At 65.0% G+C, this 16,889-nt stretch carries 16 protein-coding genes and 5 pseudogenes; all 21 read right to left on the reverse strand.

The window, feature by feature from the left end; translation table 11 throughout:
• Nucleotides 1-6 precede the first annotated feature (6 nt).
• The 21 genes and pseudogenes from fabZ to GT370_RS06680 all read right to left on the reverse strand — a co-directional run bounded on the left by fabZ (nt 7) and on the right by GT370_RS06680 (nt 16,827).
• A complete protein-coding gene (fabZ, locus tag GT370_RS06565; protein ID WP_240376567.1) occupies nt 7-453 on the reverse strand; it encodes a 3-hydroxyacyl-ACP dehydratase FabZ in 447 nt (148 codons plus the stop codon).
• Between the two features lie 41 nt (nt 454-494).
• Complete coding sequence (gene lpxD, locus GT370_RS06570; RefSeq protein WP_442865534.1) at nt 495-1,421, reverse strand: UDP-3-O-(3-hydroxymyristoyl)glucosamine N-acyltransferase; 927 nt, start codon at nt 1,419-1,421, stop codon at nt 495-497.
• 134 nt (nt 1,422-1,555) lie between these two features.
• Nucleotides 1,556-2,230, reverse strand: coding sequence for an OmpH family outer membrane protein (locus tag GT370_RS06575; RefSeq protein ID WP_270184093.1), 675 nt, complete (start codon nt 2,228-2,230; stop codon nt 1,556-1,558).
• Nucleotides 2,231-2,334: 104 nt separating this feature from the next.
• A complete protein-coding gene (gene bamA, locus GT370_RS06580; RefSeq protein ID WP_008492583.1) occupies nt 2,335-4,725 on the reverse strand; it encodes an outer membrane protein assembly factor BamA in 2,391 nt (796 codons plus the stop codon).
• Nucleotides 4,726-4,937: 212 nt separating this feature from the next.
• Nucleotides 4,938-5,288 carry a site-2 protease family protein gene (locus GT370_RS06585; RefSeq protein WP_270184094.1) on the reverse strand — a complete coding sequence of 117 codons (351 nt, stop codon included), beginning with the start codon at nt 5,286-5,288 and terminating at the stop codon, nt 4,938-4,940.
• On the reverse strand, nt 5,276-6,019 hold the full coding sequence (gene rseP, locus GT370_RS06590; protein ID WP_270184095.1) for an RIP metalloprotease RseP: 744 nt from the start codon (nt 6,017-6,019) through the stop codon (nt 5,276-5,278). Before rseP ends, GT370_RS06585 begins: the two co-directional genes overlap by 13 nt.
• A 3-nt stretch (nt 6,020-6,022) precedes the next feature.
• Nucleotides 6,023-7,185: pseudogene (locus tag GT370_RS06595) on the reverse strand (1-deoxy-D-xylulose-5-phosphate reductoisomerase).
• Complete coding sequence (locus GT370_RS06600) at nt 7,176-7,928, reverse strand: phosphatidate cytidylyltransferase (protein ID WP_008492580.1); 753 nt, start codon at nt 7,926-7,928, stop codon at nt 7,176-7,178. Before GT370_RS06600 ends, GT370_RS06595 begins: the two are co-directional and overlap by 10 nt.
• A 45-nt stretch (nt 7,929-7,973) precedes the next feature.
• Nucleotides 7,974-8,684, reverse strand: a complete 711-nt coding sequence (gene uppS / locus GT370_RS06605) for a polyprenyl diphosphate synthase (RefSeq protein ID WP_008492579.1) — start codon at nt 8,682-8,684, stop codon at nt 7,974-7,976.
• Nucleotides 8,684-9,247: a ribosome recycling factor gene (frr, locus tag GT370_RS06610; RefSeq protein ID WP_008492577.1), complete on the reverse strand. Its 564-nt coding sequence runs from the start codon at nt 9,245-9,247 to the stop codon at nt 8,684-8,686. The genes uppS and frr overlap by 1 nt, the downstream gene beginning before the upstream one ends.
• Nucleotides 9,248-9,262: 15 nt before the next feature.
• Nucleotides 9,263-9,985: a UMP kinase gene (gene pyrH, locus GT370_RS06615; RefSeq protein WP_008492576.1), complete on the reverse strand. Its 723-nt coding sequence runs from the start codon at nt 9,983-9,985 to the stop codon at nt 9,263-9,265.
• Nucleotides 9,986-10,091: 106 nt separating this feature from the next.
• A pseudogene (gene tsf / locus GT370_RS06620) lies at nt 10,092-10,996 on the reverse strand (translation elongation factor Ts).
• Between the two features lie 102 nt (nt 10,997-11,098).
• Nucleotides 11,099-11,835 (reverse strand): annotated as a pseudogene (gene rpsB, locus GT370_RS06625) (30S ribosomal protein S2).
• Between the two features lie 282 nt (nt 11,836-12,117).
• Nucleotides 12,118-12,800, reverse strand: a pseudogene (locus tag GT370_RS21320) (OmpW/AlkL family protein).
• 133 nt (nt 12,801-12,933) lie between these two features.
• Nucleotides 12,934-14,286: pseudogene (tolB, locus tag GT370_RS21325) on the reverse strand (Tol-Pal system beta propeller repeat protein TolB).
• Nucleotides 14,287-14,294: 8 nt separating this feature from the next.
• Nucleotides 14,295-14,519, reverse strand: coding sequence for a hypothetical protein (locus GT370_RS06655; protein ID WP_270184101.1), 225 nt, complete (start codon nt 14,517-14,519; stop codon nt 14,295-14,297).
• Nucleotides 14,489-14,905, reverse strand: coding sequence for a hypothetical protein (locus GT370_RS06660; RefSeq protein WP_270184102.1), 417 nt, complete (start codon nt 14,903-14,905; stop codon nt 14,489-14,491). The genes GT370_RS06655 and GT370_RS06660 overlap by 31 nt, the downstream gene beginning before the upstream one ends.
• The gene (locus tag GT370_RS06665) at nt 14,863-15,249 is read right to left on the reverse strand and encodes a hypothetical protein (RefSeq protein ID WP_270184103.1); all 387 of its coding nucleotides are present in this window, start codon (nt 15,247-15,249) and stop codon (nt 14,863-14,865) included. The genes GT370_RS06660 and GT370_RS06665 overlap by 43 nt, the downstream gene beginning before the upstream one ends.
• Before the next feature lie 21 nt (nt 15,250-15,270).
• Nucleotides 15,271-15,648, reverse strand: a complete 378-nt coding sequence (gene tolR / locus GT370_RS06670) for a protein TolR (RefSeq protein WP_270184104.1) — start codon at nt 15,646-15,648, stop codon at nt 15,271-15,273.
• Nucleotides 15,649-15,701: 53 nt separating this feature from the next.
• On the reverse strand, nt 15,702-16,418 hold the full coding sequence (gene tolQ / locus GT370_RS06675; protein WP_026440056.1) for a protein TolQ: 717 nt from the start codon (nt 16,416-16,418) through the stop codon (nt 15,702-15,704).
• 13 nt (nt 16,419-16,431) lie between these two features.
• A complete protein-coding gene (locus GT370_RS06680) occupies nt 16,432-16,827 on the reverse strand; it encodes a YbgC/FadM family acyl-CoA thioesterase (RefSeq protein WP_008492566.1) in 396 nt (131 codons plus the stop codon).
• Nucleotides 16,828-16,889: the final 62 nt, after the last annotated feature.

Here is a 16,889-nt window from a genome sequence, read left to right on the forward strand (position 1 = left end):
CCGGCATTATGCCGGCGTCTCGTTCTCCATGATCATCGCGGTGATCGTGGCTTCCGCCACCATCGCGCCATCCACGCGGGCGGCGCAGGCGAAACGCCAGATCTGGCCGCGACGCTTTTCCTTGGTCACGGTGATGCGCAGCTGGTCGCCCGGCGTCACCGGCTTGCGGAATTTCGCGCCGTCGATGGACATGAAATAGACGATGGGAATCCCGGCCTCCGGCCCCAGCGTGGCGATCACCATGCTAGCCGCCGTCTGCGCCATGCTCTCGATGATCAGCACGCCCGGCATCACCGGATGGCCAGGAAAATGCCCCTGAAAGAACGGCTCGTTGACGGTGACATTCTTGATGCCGACGGCGGAATGGTCGCGGCGGACCTCGACCAGCCGATCGACCAGCAGGAACGGGTAGCGGTGCGGGATCATGCCGAGGATCTGCTTGGTATCGATCATCTCGATATCAACGGGCGGAAGGGCGGGTGCAGTCTCGTCGGTCATTCTTTATCAGATCCCTGTTTTGGTCCTTTGCGCCCGGATTGGGCGAGTTTGCGCAAGGTGATGACCTCGCGGAAGAAGCTTTTCACATTCTGGGCGGGCGCGCCCAATACTTCCTCGCCGGTCGGTACGTCCTGCATCACGCCGGATTGCGCGCCGATGCGGGCCTTGTCGCCGATTTTCAAATGGCCGGTGAGCCCGGCCTGGGCCGCGATCATCACCCCCTGGCCGATCTGGGTGGAGCCGGAGATGCCAGCCTGCGCCACCACCACCGAGAAGGCGCCGATATTCACGTTATGGCCGATCTGCACCAGATTATCGATATGCACGCCAGGGCCGATGATGGTGTCCTGGGCGGAGCCGCGATCGATGGTGGAGTTGGCGCCGATCTCCGCGCCGTCGCCGATCAGCACCCGGCCGAGCTGCGGCACTGGGGTGAAGCCGGTTTTGGAGATGGCGAAGCCGAACCCGTCCTGGCCGATGCGCGCCCCGGGATAGATCACCACCCGGTCGCCGAGGATGGCGTGGCTCAGCGTCACCTGCGCATGGATGCGGCAATCGCGTCCGACCACCACGCCGGGGCCGACATAAGCCAGCGCGCCGATGGAGGTGCCCGCGCCGATCTGCGCGCCCGCGCCGATGACCGCCCCCGCGCCGATCTCGGCCGAAGCATCGACCACCGCACTCGGATCGATCACCGCCGAAGGGTGAATGCCGGGCACAGCCTGAGGGAAAGGATAAAACAAAGCCGAGATTTTGGCCCAGCCGACATAAGGCTCGGGCACCGCCAGGGCGATGCAGCCTTCCGGCACCTTCTCCGCGAAATCCGGATGCAGGATGACGGCGCCGGCCTTGGTTTGCGCGAGCAAGCCGGCATAGCGGCGATTATCCAGAAAGCTGACATCCTCTGGCCCCGCGGTCTGCAGGGGGCGACGCGGCGGATCAGACGCTCGGTTTCGGGCGCCTGAATGCCAAGCAGCGCCGCGAGGGCGCTGATCGGATGGGGCCCGGCATAGCGGAAGAACCGCTCATCGCCGGGTTTGCCAGTCTCTGCCATGGATCAGGGGCTGCCGTTGCCCTGGTCGCCCGGCTGGTCGACATGCATGCCCGGCGTCACCACGCTGGGCGGCACCTTCACGCTCGGCAGCAGCTTGTTCAGCTCGGTGGCGGTCTCGTCGGTCAGGTCGAAGGCGGCGACGTTCAGCACCGCCTGCTCACGATGCAGCACCAGGTTCATGCCATGGGCCTGGGCTTCCTGCTTGACGATGCCAGCCAGCATCGCCTCGATCTGCTGCAGCGCCTGCTGACCGGAATTCTGGATGGCCTGGTTGCGCTCCTGGAACTTGGTCTGGGTCGCGGCGATCTCGTTCTGCAGCGCCTGCTCCTTCTTCTCCAGCTCGGCATCAGACAGCTTGCCGCGCTCGGCGACGATCGCCTGCTGCTCGCTCTGGATCTTTTCGCGGGCCACCTGCGCGTCCTTCGAGAGGGCGGCCTGGCGCTTCTCGATCTCGGCTTGCACGGCCTGGGCGGCGGTGGATTTCTGCAGCACTTCCGGCACCGAGAGCACGCCGATCACGGCGGTCGGCGGCGGCGGCGCCGGCGGCAAAGCGGGCAGGTCCGGCACCTTGTACTGGGTCTGGTCCGGCTGCGCGGCGGCCGGGGCCGGTGCCTCGCTATGAGGGACTTTCGGCTTGGCGGCGGGGGCGGCGCTATGCTGCGGGGCGCTGGGCGGCATGAAGAAGCCGGGCGAACCGGACGAGGCGGACTGGGCCTGCGCCGCCGGTGCGGCCCCAGCGTCAGCAGCGGCAGAACGAGCGCGTAACGGGAAAGAGCGGACACTTAGAACCTCGTACCAAAAGAGACGCGGAATTGCTGAACCTGATCGCCCTTCTTCTTCACCACGGGCTGGGCCAGCGACAAATTGATCAGGCCGAACGGCGTATTCCAGGAAATACCGACACCGGCGCCGACGCGCGGCGCGGAGCTGTTGAGCAGGGTGGCGTTGTTGAGCGTGTTGGCGCCCCACAGCGAGCCGACATCGACGAACGCGAATCCTGAGATGCCGATATCCTTGGAGATCGGCAGCGGGAAATGCAGTTCGGTGGACTGCGTCCACATATATTTGCCGCCGACCTGGCCGCCCTGGCTGGTGAGGGTGCCGGCGCTGTTATAGACCGGCTCGACATAGGGGCCGACGCCACCATCGGCGAAGCCGCGCAGACTATCGCCGCCAAGGAAGAAGCGGTCTTCGATCTTGTCGGTATAGCCGCGCATATCGGCCAGATAGCCGGCGGAGGCGGAGAATTTCAGTACCCAGGCCGGGTTACCGAAGATATGCTCAAGCGGGATGTAATAGGCGATGTCCGGAGTGATGCGGAAATATTTCGCATCGCCGCCAAGCCCGGCCAGATCCGTGGTGATGTTCAGGCGCAGGCCCGAATGCGGGTTCTGGTCGTCATCCAGATAATCGAAGCTCAGCGTCTGGCTCAGCTGCGAGAGCGAGGATTTGCCGGCTTCGTTCTGGATATAGATGTTGGTGTTGGAGCCGGTCGGGATGTCGTAAATGTTACGCTGGCTCACCGTGTAGGTGAAGGTCTGCCGCACATTATCGTTGAAGCGGTAGCCCAGGCGCACATCGGCACCCATCGTGCTTTCCGAATAGGAATAGTTCTGCCCGACAGAGGTGTAGGAATTCGTCACCGTACGGAAGATATCCCAGCCCGCGATCAGGTTGCGGTCGAGGAAATACGGGTCGGTCATGCCCAGATTGATCTGGGTGCCGCGCTGGGCGATCAGGGCGTTGATCGAGGCGTTGATGCCCGTCCCCAGGAAGTTGTTCTGGCTAAGGCCGGTATTCAGCAGCGCCCCCAGCGAGGTGGAGTAGCCGCCGCCCAGCGAGAACTGGCCGGTCGCCTGCTCGGTCACCGCGGTGTTCAGCACCACCTGCTGCGGGGTCGAGCCCGGCTGGGTGGTGATCTTCTCATCCTTGAAATAGCCAAGGTTTTTGATGTTCTTGGTGGATTCGTCGATCTTGCTCTGGTTGTAGGCATCGCCGTCCGCCACCGTCATCTCGCGGCGAATCACCTTGTCCTCGGTGCGGGTATTGCCGGTGATGTCGACACGCTGGATCCAGACGCGCGGGCCGTTGACCACATTCAGGACGATGTCCATCGTGTGTTTCTTCTTGTCCAGCGACACCTGCGGGTTCACCGTGGCGAAGGCATAGCCGAGATTAAGGGCGCGCTTGTTCAGCGCGTCGATGCCTTCCTGCAGCGCATCGCCATCGAACCAGTCGCCCTTGGAGAGCGGCACCAGCCCGCGCAATTCCTGCTCGGGCAGGTTCTTGATCCCGGAGACGATCTTGATCGAGCCGATCCGGTAACGCGCGCCCTCATCGACCGTGAAGGTCAGGTAGAAGGATTTGCGGTCGGGGCTGAGGCCGGCATTGGCGCTCAGCACCTGGAAATCGGCATAGCCCTTATGGAAATAGAATTTATGCAGCAGGTATTCGTCATACTCGACGCGCTGCGGGTTGTACTGGTCCGAGCTGGAGAGGAAGCGCCACCAGGCGCTCTGCCGGGTGGAGACCACCGTGCGCAGCGTGCCTTGCGAGAAATGCTCATTGCCGACGAAGGTGATGCGGCTGATCTTGGTCTCGAGGCCTTCATCGCACTGGAACACCACATTCACGCGGTTATCCGGCAGCTTGACGATATTGGCCGTCACCTGGGCGTTGTAATAGCCCTTCTTGGCATAGGCATCGAGCAAGGCGCGGCGGTCGGCCTCGGCGGCGGCGGGGGTATAGACCGAGCGCGGCTTCAGGCTGACGGTGGCCTGGGCGACCTTGTCGGTCAGCTCGGTATCGCCGGAGAACAGCACCTGGTTGACGATCGGGTTTTCCACCACCGCCACATTCAGGTCGCTGCCCTGGCGGGTGATGTTCACGCTCTGGAACAGCCCGGTGGCGTAGAGCGTCTTCACCGACTGGTTGATGGCCTGCTGGTCGAAAGGCTGGCCGGGCTGTGCCACCATATAAGCGATGATCGTGCTGGCCTCGATCCGCTTGTTCCCGGTGACATTGATCGCGGCGATGGTGCCGCCCGTGGGAACGGGCGCCACCGGCTTGTTATGATGCGTGGTGGTCGCGGCCTGGGCCTGTTGGCTGGAGGCGGCGAGCATGGCCGGCAGCAGGCAGACGGACGCCAGAAGAACGGAGCGCGGCTTTAGCAATCGAAATCTCCCAAACCTAGAACCCCGGGCTGCCGGGACGTGCCATCTCGCGGCGTTTGGCACGGGTGAACGCCCTGAGCAAGGTGGCATCGCCCTGCGCCGCCGTTTAAACTTTGCCGTTCGCATCCGGGGATGATCCGGCAAAGCTTTGTTTTCGCCAACAACTTCATGCGTTTCGGGACGCCGGGGCGCCGCGCGGAACATATATTGCTCTAAAGTAAATGCGTGAACCAGGCGACCGCGCCGAGCCGGGTCAGATCATTAAATGTGACCAGCAGCACAAGCGAGAGAATGATCGCCACCCCCACTTTCAGCCCGGCCTCGCGCGCCTGCTCGGGCACCGGGCGGCGGATCAGCGCTTCCACCGCGTAGAACACCAGATGCCCGCCATCGAGAATCGGGATCGGCACCAGATTGACCAGGCCGAGATTGATCGAAAGCAGCGCCAGCAGGCTGATCACCGGCAACAGCCCCAGGGCCGCCGCCTGGCCGGAAATCTGGGCGATTCCCAGCGGCCCCGCGAGGTCGCGCAGGCCACGATGATCGACGATCAGCGTCGCCATGCCATGGAACCAGCCGGCGATCTGCGCCCCGGTTTCCCTGAAGGCGGTGGCGATCGCCGGCCAGGGGCGAGGCGCTTGAGGCTGGATTGGCTACCGATGACACCGAGATGGCCGATCTTGTCGCCATTCATGTTAATGTCGCCGACCGTGACCGGCAGCATCAGCCGCGCGCTGCCACGCTGGATGGTGAAATCCAGCACGGTATCGGGGTGCATGACCACGATCTGTTGCAGCTGGTTGAAATTATCGATCGGGTTGCCGCCGATCGCCAGCACCCTATCGCCCGATTGCAGATGCGACTCCGCCGCTGGCGACCCCGCCTGCACATCGCTCAGCACCGGCTGGGTGGTGAGCTGCCCGGCAGTCATGAACATGCCGGCATAGATCACCACCGCCAGCAGCAAATTGGCGAGCGGCCCGGCGGCGACGATCACCGCCTTGGAGGAGAGCGAGGCGGAGGCGAAGGAGCCGGGCTTGGCCGGGCCGCGCGTCTGCTCCTCGCCCCAGCCCTGCATCTTCACATAGCCACCGAGCGGCAAGGCCGAGACCTGCCAGACCGTGCCGGATTTTTTCGCGGTATATTTCAGCAGCGCCGGGCCGAACCCGACGGAGAAGGTCTCGACGGTGACCCCCTGGCTGCGCGCCGCCAGATAATGCCCCATCTCATGCACGAAGATCAGCACGCCGATTTCGACGATGAAGGCGAGGATGGTGCGCAGCGTATCGAGCATGGGTCAGGCGGCCTTTGCGGCGGCAAGGTTGGTGGCGGCGAGGCGGGCCTGGGCGTCGATGGCGAGCACCGCGTCCAGATCCGGCAATGCCGGGGCGCCGAGGGATTGCATCACGCTCTCGACGATGCCGGCAATGTCCAGGAAGCCGATCTTGCGGTCCAGGAAGGCGGCGACGGCGATTTCATTGGCGGCGTTGAGCACGGTGGGGGCGCCGCCGCCGGCGGTCAGCGCCTCACGGGCCAGGCGCAAGGCGGGGAAGCGCTGCTCGTCCGGGGCGTGGAATTCCAGCTTCGCCACCTGCACCAGATCCAGCCGCGGGGCTTGCGTCGCCAAGCGCTGCGGCCAGGCCAGAGCGTGGGCGATGGGGATGCGCATATCCGGGCTGCCAAGCTGCGCCAGCACCGAGCCATCGGCGTAGCAGACCATGCCATGAATGACCGATTGCGGATGCACCAGCACCTCGATCTTCTCGGACGGGAGGTTGAACAATCTTGCAGCCTCAATCACTTCGAGCCTTTATTGAACATAGTGGCGCTGTCGATGGTGATTTTCGCGCCCATCGACCAGACCGGGTGGCACAAGGCCGCCTCGCGCGTCACCGCGCGCATCTCCTCCAGGCTGTGATTGAGGAACGGCCCGCCGGAGGCGGTGAGCACGATCTTGTCGACCGCCTTGGCGTTGCCATCGGCCATCGCCTGCATGATGGCGTTATGCTCAGAATCGACCGGCAGCAGCGTCGCCCCGGCGGCCTCGACCTCGCGCAGGAACACATCCCCGGCGGAGACCATGGATTCCTTGCAGGCAAAGGCAATGGCCCCGCCCTGGCGCACGGCGGCCAGGGTGGGTTCCAGCCCGATGGTGCCGGTGATCGCGCACATGGTCCAATCAGCCTTGCGGCCAGCCGCCTCCAGCACCGCCTCACGCCCGCCGGCGACAGCGAGATTGCTGCCCGCGAGCGCCTCGCGCAGCGCCGGCAGCAAGGTTTCATCGGAAATGACGGTGATTTCCGGGCGGAATTGCCGGGCCTGTTCGGCCAGCAGCTTTACGTTGCGCCCGCCGATCAGCGCGCAGATTTGATAGGCGTCCGGATTTTCCGCAACGAGATCAAGAGTTTGCGTGCCGACACTGCCCGTTGACCCGAGAATGCTCAGCCGCTTCAACCCCATAACCCCAAGCCTCCTTGCATGCAGACCGCGAGCAAAGCCGCCAGCGGTGCCGCCGTCAAAAATCCATCCAAACGGTCGAACAATCCGCCATGTCCGGGGATCGTCCGGCCGGAATCCTTCACGCCGAGTTTGCGCTTGATCGCGCTTTCCAGCAAATCGCCCGCCTGGGCCACGGCGCTTAAGGCCAGCCCGACGCCAAAGGCCGTCAGCGGCTCGCCGAGCGTGAAGCCAGCCAGCAGCGCCCCGCAGAGCGCGCCGATGACCAGACCGCCGACAGCGCCGCTGACCGTCTTGCCCGGCGAGATGCTGGGGGCAAGCTTGCGCCCGCCAATGAGCCGCCCAACCAGATAGGCGCCGATATCCGTGCCCCAGATCACCAGCAGCAGATAGAACACATCCACCAGCCCGGCGCCGGGGCGGTGGCGCAGCCAGAGCAGCGCGATGCCACCAAGCCCGGCATAGGGCACGCCAAGGGCGTCAAACCGGCCGAATACCGGCCAGGAGGCCAGACCGAGCGCCAACACCGCCTCGATCCCCGCCAGCGGCCCGAACAGCACGCTCATCCCCCAGACGATCAGCAGCACCGCCGCCAGCGGCCAGGCATGGTCGCGCTTGGCCAGCGTCGCCCATTCATGGCCGAGCCCGGCCATCGCCACGCCGATCAACAGATCCCAGGCGGTGCCGCCCACCCACATGCAGACCAGCGCCAGCGGCCCCAGCACCAAGGCGGAGGTGGCGCGCAAAGCGAGGTCCGACCAGCGGCCCTTGGCGGGCTGGGGGGCGAGACGTCAGACAGGGCGGGCACCGAATCGCCGCTCCCTGCCCGCGTAATCCTGCAGCGCATTGGCGAAATCCGCCGCGCAGAAATCCGGCCACAGCACCTTGGTGAACCAGATCTCCGCATAGGCGAGCTGCCAGAGCAGGAAATTGCTCACGCGCTGCTCGCCGGAGGTGCGGATGACCAGATCCGGGTCCGGGATGCCATCGGTATGGAGGAATTGCGCGAAATTCTGCTCGGTCAGCTCGCCCGGCTGCAGCCCCGCCGCCATCGCCCGGCGCGCCGCCTGCACGATCTCGGCGCGCCCGCCGTAAGAGAGTGCGAGCACCAAGGTCAGGCGCTGATTCTCGGCCGTGCGGCGCTCGGCGGCTTCCAGCTCATGCGCCAGCGTGTCGCCAAAGCGCTCGCGCTCGCCGATGACCTTCAGCCGCACCCCCTCGGCATGCAGCTCGGCCAGCTCGGAGCGCAGATAATGTTTGAGCAGGAAGGTGAGGTCCTGCACCTCGCCGGCGGGACGCGACCAGTTCTCGGAAGAGAATGCGAAGAGGGTGAGGTAGGGCACGCCATGCGTGACCGCCGCCTCGATCGCTCGGCGCACCGCCTTGGCCCCTTCGCGGTGGCCGGCCACACGCGGCAGCCCGCGTGCGGCGGCCCAGCGGCCATTGCCATCCATGATGATGGCAACATGCGTGGGCACTGAATGGGAGGCGGCGTCAGCCATCAGACCTGCCGGATATCCTTTTCCTTCTCCGCGAAACTGTCATCGACGCGCTTGATATAGCCGTCCGTCAGCTTCTGCACCTGATCGGCCCAGTCGCGCTCCTCATCTTCGGAGATTTCGGACTTCTTCTGCAAGCCTTTGATCTGCTCCATGCCGTCGCGGCGCACGCCGCGCACCGCGATGCGGGCGGCCTCAGCGTATTTATTGGCGGCTTTCACCAGCTCGATGCGGCGCTCCTCGGTCAGCACCGGCAGCGGCACGCGGATGATCTGGCCATCCGGCTGCGGGTTCAGCCCCAGCCCGCAATCGCGAATCGCGGCGACGGTGGCATTCACCATCGAGCGGTCCCACACCTGCACGGTGAGCATGCGCGCTTCCGGCACCGCCACGGTGGCCACCTGGTTCAGCGGCATCAGCGAGCCATAGGCTTCCACCTTCACCGGCTCCAGCAAGGCCGGGCTGGCGCGGCCGGCGCGCAGGCCGGAGAATTCGCGCTTCAGCGCTTCCAACGCGCCGTCCATGCGGCGGATGAGATCGGTTTTGATCGCTTCAATATCGGCCATGTTTAACGAACCTTCTTAGCTCTCGATGATCCGGGTGAAGGGGCCCTCGCCCCGCATGACGGCGGCAAAGGCGCCGGGCGCATGGATGTTGAAGACCAGGATGGGCAGCTTGTTCTCGCGGGAGAGCGAGATCGCGGCGGCGTCCATCACATTCAGGTCGCGGGCCAGCACATCCAGATAGGTCAGTTCCTCGTAACGCTTGGCGTCGCTCACCTTGCGCGGATCGGCGGAATAGACGCCATCCACCTGGGTGCCCTTCAGCATCGCGTCGCACTTCATCTCGGTGGCGCGCAGGGCGGCGGCGGTGTCGGTGGTGAAGAACGGGTTGCCGGTGCCGGCGGCGAAAATCACCACCCTGCCCTTTTCCATATGGCGCTCGGCGCGGCGGCGAATATAGGGCTCGCAGACGGATTCCATGGAAATCGCACTCTGCACCCGCGTCGGCACGCCTGCCTTCTCCAACGCGGATTGCATGCCCAGCGCGTTCATGATCGTCGCCAGCATGCCCATATAATCGGCCTGGGCGCGGTCCATGCCGGCGGCGGCGCCGGCGATGCCGCGGAAGATATTGCCGCCGCCAATCACCAGACACACTTCGATGCCCATATTGACGACATCGCGCACATCGGCGGCGATGGTCTTCACCGTCTCGGTATCCAGCCCGTATTCGCGCTTGCCCATCAGGGCCTCGCCGGAGACTTTCAACAGAACACGTTTATAGCGTGGAGCTTCGCTCATGGGACGGCCTTTGGAACAGGGGCGGTGAAACCGGGACGGTAGAGAAAGGGCGGTGCCGGGCTTGAAGGCCCGGACCGCCCCAGGGGTAGCGCAAACGGAAGGAGGATTAAACCCCGGCGGCAGCCGCCACTTCCGCCGCGAAATCCGTGACTTCCTTCTCGATGCCTTCGCCGAGGGTGAAGCGCACGAAGCGGGTGATCTCGGAACCGGCCTTCTTGACCACGTCCTTCACCTTGCTCTCGCCGTCATGCACCCAGACCTGCTCGAGCAGAACCACGTCGCCGTAATATTTCTGCACCTGGCCCTGCACCATCTTCTCGATGATCGCATCCGGCTTGCCGGAGGCCTTGGCCTTCTCGATCAGAACGTTCTTCTCGCGCTCCAGCGCGGCCGGGTCGACCTCGGCAATGGTCAGCGCGTCCGGACGGGTCGCGGCGACATGCATGCCGATCTGGCGGCCCAGCGTCTCCAGCGCCTCATTGGCGTTGCCGGACAGGCCGACGATGACGCCGATCTTGCCCAGGCCCGGCTTCAGCGCGCCATGGATATAGGCGGCGGCGGTGCCCCCGGAACCCCGATGACGGCGACGCGGCGCACATTCATGTTCTCGCCGATGGTGGCGACCATGTGCACGGTCTCTTCGGCGACGGTACGGCCGGTGCCGGGATAGGCGGCCGCCTTCAGGGCCTCCACGTCCTCGCCGGTGGTCAGCGCGACCTTGGCGACGGTCTCGACGAAATCCTGGAAGGCTTCGTTGCGGGCGACGAAGTCGGTCTCGGCATTGATCTCGACCATGGCGACCTTGCCAGCCCCCAGGGCAACGCCCACCAGCCCTTCGGCGGCAACGCGGCCGGACTTCTTGGCGGCGGCGGAGAGGCCCTTCTTGCGCAGCCAGTCGATCGCGGCTTCCTTGTCGCCGTTCGTCTCAACCAGCGCCTTCTTGCAATCCATCATGCCTGCGCCGGTGGTCTCGCGCAGGTCCTTCACCAGGGCAGCGGTAATTTCGGCCATGTGTTCGCTCCTCAATGATGTGTTTGCGCGGCGCCCCCTGCCGGGAGACACCGCGCCGATCCTTCAAAGCCCGCCCGGCCGTGCGGCAAGGCGGGGTAAAAATCAGGCCTGGGCCTGGGCTTCGTCCAGCACTGGCGCTTCGGCCGCGCCCAGATCGACGCCGGAAGCACCCATCTCGGCGGAGATGCCGTCCAGCACCGCGCCGGCGACCAGGTCGCAATACAGGGTGATGGCGCGAATCGCGTCGTCATTGCCCGGGATCGGGAAGGTCACGCCCTCGGGGAGGAGTTGGAGTCGAGGATGGCGACAACCGGGATGCCCAGCTTGTTGGCTTCCTCGATGGCCAGCTTCTCCTTGTTGGTGTCGATCACGAACAGGATGTCCGGCAGGCCGCCCATATCCTTGATGCCGCCCAAAGCGCGCTCAAGCTTCTCGCGGTCGCGGGTGAAGTTCAGGATTTCCTTCTTGGAGTAACCATGCGTCTCGCCGGAGAGCATCTCGTCCATCTGGCGCAGGCGCTTGATGGAGCCGGTGATGGTCTTCCAGTTGGTGAGCATGCCGCCCAGCCAGCGATGGTTGACGTAATACTGGCCGCAACGCTGCGCGGCCTCGGCCACATGCTCGGCGGCGGCGCGCTTGGTGCCCACGAACAGCACGCGGCCACCGGCGGCGGTGACGTCGCGGATCGCCTTCAGGGCGCGCTCGGCCAGGGGAACGGTCTGCTGCAGGTCGATGATATGGACCTGGTTGCGCACGCCGAACAGGAACGGCGCCATGCGCGGGTTCCAGCGGCGGGTGTTATGGCCGAAATGCACGCCGGCTTCGAGCAGCTGGCGCAGGGAAACGTCGGGAGTGCCATTGGCAACCTCTTTCCTAAAAACTAATCCGGTTTATCCTCCGCGGGGAAGCATCCGGCTCCATGAGGGAGCGAACACCGGACCTTGAGGCTTGCGCCAGGAAAGGCCCCCGCGTGTGAATTTGCCCACACCATGCGGGCGCGCGCCCTATGGCGCATTTTTTGGCGCAATTCAAGCAGGGCGGGGTAAAACCCAGGCTTCCCGCAAAAAAGACGCGGGGGCTTTTTGAAAAAAGCCCCCGCCCCCCAAAAAACTCTTGGGAAATTAGAATTTATAGCCGACGCCGAAGCCGACCACCGTGGGGTCCAGACCGGTCTGGGCGTGTACGGCGCCATGCAGCAGCCGCGCCGAGGTCGGCAGGATCATCTGCTTCACATCGACATTGATGCTCCAATTCCCCTGCACCGGCACATCGAACCCGGCATCGAAGGCGGGGCCAACGGCCGTGCGCAGGCCGAGCTTGTCAGAGGTGCCGAGCAGCTGCGCGGACGGGCTGGTGCCGTAGAAGAAGGCGACGGTGATGCCAACGCCGACATAAGGGCGCACCACGCCGATCTGCGGGAAGTGCCATTGCGCCGTCAGCGTCGGCGGCAGCACCCAGGTGGAGCCCAGCGTGCCGCCGGCCCCAGCGCCCCGCCCTTGGCGGTGATGGTATGGCGCGAGGTCGCCGCGATCAGCTGCACCGAGAGATTCGGGGTGAAGAAATAAGACGCATCCAGCTCCGGCGACACGCCGGTGGTGATGCCGAGCTTCGCACCGGGCATGCCGGTGATGTGGCTGTCGATATTCTCCGGAATGACGCCGATCAGGCTGAAATGGGTCATGATATCGCCGGCCTTATAGCCGGTGGGGCCGGAGAGCAGGTTGTAGCCCTGCGCCATCGCCGGGGTGGCGGCCGCGCCGGCCAGGAGAGCAGCGGCGGTGGCCGCGCGGAAGATGTTTTTCATTGCAGGAAGCTCCGATTGACTTGACGCTCATCGGATAGCCCCGCCTTGCCGCCGGACTTTGATCTGAAACAAAAAATCCCGGCGGAGCCGGGATTTAAAGAGCTGTTGCCGCAATGCAACAGGCGGGGATGGATCAGGCCAGGAGCGGGCCCCAGGACGGATCGGAGGCGTAGGTCGGGGTGTTGACCAGGCGCTCATTGAAGCCATCGACGCCGATGGTCACCAGGTTGGAGCTGTGGCCCGAACCGGTGGGGACTGGCGGCAGAACATGATCACCCGGCCATTCGGGCAGAAGGTGGGGCTTTCCACCAGGAAGCCCTGGGAGATGATGCGCTCGCCGGTGCCATCCGGCGCCATCACGCCGATGGAGAAGCCGCCCGACCCCCAGAAGGTATAAGCGATCAGGTCCCGCGCGGCGACCAGACCGGCTCAGCATACTGACCAGGGCCGAAGGAGATGCGTTTCACCCCCGAACCATCGGCATTCATCACGAAGAGCTGCTGATTGCCGTCGCGGTCCGAGTTGAAGACGATCTGCGAGCCATCCGGCGAATAGCAGGGGGTGACATTGATCGAGCTGCTATCCGTCAGCTCGGTGGCGCCGCCGCCGCTCAGGCTGGTTTTCACGATGGCGGCACCGCCATTGCGCGAAACCGACATCAGCAGGGAATTGCCATCCGGGGAGAAGCGCGGGCCGATGGTCATTTCGCCGAAGCCGCCGACCAGCTGGGTGGCGCCGGTCTGCAGGTTGAACATATAGACCCGCGGATTGGCGCCGCCGCGATAGCTGACGAAGGCCAGCTGCTGGCGCGCCGGGTTATATTGCGGGGAGAGCGCCATATTGGCGCCATCGGTCAGGAACTGCACGTTGGCGCCGTCATAATCCATCACCGCCAGGCGCCGGACCGGGCTGGTGGTGGTGCCGGAGACCGAGATGAAGGCGACCCGGCTGTCGAAATAGCCCTTCTCGCCGATCATCTGCTGATAGACGGTATCGGCGATGATATGGGCGATGCGCCGCCAGTTATCCTGGGTGGTGGTGTAGGCCGTGCCCTGCACCTGCGCCTGTTGCTGCACGTTCCAGAGGCGGAATTCCACCCGCAGCTGGCCGCCGCCGGCATCCTGCACATCGCCGGTGATCAACCCTGGGCGCCGAGCAGCGACCAGTTCTGCCAGACCGGGGTGCCGTTATTCACCGAATTCGGCACGAAGCTGGAGGGGTCGATGGCGCGGAACAGGCCGGAATGGGCGAGATCGTCCGAGATCACCTGGGTGATCTGCGCCGCCACGCCCGAGGCGCCGAAGGGCGAGACGGCGATGGGAATCGGCGCGTTCTGCGCGCCGCTGACATTGATGGCGGGGCCATTATTGGCGGTGCCGCCCGGGGCGGTCTGCGCGAAGGCGGCCGGGGCCAGGAGGCTCGCGGCGCCGGCCGTGCCGAGCAGACGGCGGCGGGAGAAGGGCGGCAGCAGAAGACGCGTCATCATCGTACCTCTCAGGGCGTGAAGTTGAACAGGAAGGTGTTGACCTTGCCCAGCATATTGGAAGGCAGCGGCAACGTTGCACATTGATAATTCTCCACCGCGGCGACGGCGCGCTGGGCGTAGGCGGCGTAGATCGGATCGCCCATATTGCCTTGCGAGGCGGGCGCGATGACGGCCTGGCGCACGGTGCCGGAGGCATCGGTGGTCACCAGCAGCTGCACGGAGAAATTCTGCACCCCCGGCGCCCCGGCATCGATGCCCCAGCACGGGCGCACATGCGCGCCGATGGCGTTGCGGTCAGCCTCCGAGAGCCCGGAATTGGCGGTGCTGTTCGGGCTGCCGCCCCATGCGGGGCGCCGCCCTGGTCCGGGTTATATTGCGCCGTCGGCGGTTTATCCTGCTTCTGGTTCACCCGCAGCTTGGACAGCGTGTTCAGCACATCCTTGCTCAGCGGCAGCGGATTTTTGACATCATGCTGCTGATGCGTGGCCGATTGCACGGCGGCCGGCGGCTTCACCTCCTTGGTCGGCTTCACCGGCTGCTTCACTGGCGGCGTCGGCTTTTGCGGCTGCGGCTGCTTCACCGGCGGCGGCGGCGGCGGCGCGGGTGTCGGCGTCTCCACCGGCGGCGGGGGCGGCGGGGCGGCGCAGGCGGCGTCGGCGCCGGGGGTTGCGGCGGCGCCGGCGGCGGTGGCGGAGGTGGCGGCGGTGGCGGGGCCACTGGCTGCGGCTTCGGCTGGGTCGGGTTCACCGGGCCCTTATGCACCACCGGCTGGTCCGAGGGGGCGGCCACGGTGCCCTTGTTCTGCGCCGTCTGCGGCTGGGTCGGGCCGACCAGATCCACGTCCACGCTCTCATCCGCCGAGGTGTTCAGCGGCTGCATGGGCAGCGTCACGATCGCGGCGATGATGATCGCCACGTGGATGACGCCAGAAACAATCGCGCTACGGCGCAGATCGCGATCCACTTGTTACTCCCCTGCCCGGCTTTATTGACCGGGCTGCTGGGCCAGCAGCGAGACCTTGGTGAACCCGCCCTGCACGATATCGGCCATCACCTGCAGCATGGTGCCGTAATCGACCTGCTTGTCACCGCGGATGAAAATGCGCTGATCGGCATTGTTCTTCGAGGCTTCCTGCAGGGTGCTGACCAGATTGTTCAGCGGGATCTCGCTATTGTTCAGATAGACCTTGCCCTTGTCGTCCACTGTGACGGTGATCGGCTTGGAATCGGCATTGGCCGGCTTGGCATTGGCCTGCGGCAGGTTCACCTGCACCGAGGAGGTGATCATCGGCGCGGTGACCATGAAGATGATCAGCAGCACCAGCATCACGTCCACCAGCGGGGTGACGTTGATTTCCGCCATCGGCCGGTAGCGGCGCTTGCCGCCCCCGGCCCGCCGATGAGCCCGCCCGCCATTTACTTATGCTCCTCGGTCTGGCGGGAGAGGATGGCGGAGAATTCCGTGCCGAACCCTTCCAGCCGCCCGGCGAAGCGGGAGAGATCGTTGGAGAGCTTGTTATAGGCCAGCACCGCCGGAATCGCGGCAACGAGACCGATGGCGGTGGCGAACAGCGCCTCGGCGATACCCGGGGCAACCACCGCGAGATCGGTATTATGCATCGCGGCGATGGCGGAGAAGGCATGCATGATGCCCCAGACCGTGCCGAACAGACCGACGAACGGCGCCACCGAGCCGACCGAGGCCAGGAAGATCATGAACCGCTCCAACCGCTCCATCTCGCGCATGATGGTCACGTTCATCGCGCGGTCCACGCGCTCCTTCACCGCGGTGCGGCCGATATCGGTGCCGGCGATGCGCGCGGTGCGCTTCCACTCGCTCATCGCCGCGCCAAACACGGCGGCCATCGGGTTGGTGGGGTCCGCGCCCTCACGGTCGAACAGCTCATCCAGGCTGCCGCCGGACCAGAAATTATCCTCGAACGCATTGGCCTCGCGGTTGACGCGGCGCAGCGTCATCACCTTCTCGATAATGATCGTCCATACCCAGATGCTGGCGAGCAGCAGGATGATCATCACCAGCTTCACCACCGCATCCGCATGCAGGAACAGACCCAGCAGCGAGAGATTTGCCTGCGGCGCGGCCATCGCCGCCTGAGACACCGTTTGGTCCACTATCTTTCCCCGTTCAAAATTTCAGACGCGCGGCCCAATCGCGCGGAATTCGCGTCGCCCGGCCATCGGATACCCGTGCGCAACCCAGGCCGAGCTCAAGCACGGCCAGCGAGTCGCTGTCTCGCAGGAATTTCTGGCGTAGTGTAACGCTGGCCCCGCGCATCTCAGTGAATTCGGTCTCCACGCTCACCAGCTCATCGATCCTTGCGGGGCGCTGATAGAGCAGATTGACGCGATGCACCACAAACATGACTCCATATTGCGCCACCATCTCGGCATGCGGCGCACCCATCTCGCGCAGCGCTTCCGTGCGGGCGCGCTCGGCGATGGCGAGATAGTTCCCATGGTAAACAATGCCCCCGGCATCCGTGTCCTGGTAGTAGATGCGCGTGGTGTAACGATAGATCAAGATCCTGCTCCAAGCCCATGATTAAAGCTGAAAAAGGTTTTAATGTGGCAGTGCGGCGCAAT

Source organism: Acidocella sp. MX-AZ03, from assembly GCF_027626035.1.
GTDB classification, from domain to species: Bacteria; Pseudomonadota; Alphaproteobacteria; order Acetobacterales; family Acetobacteraceae; genus Acidocella; species Acidocella facilis.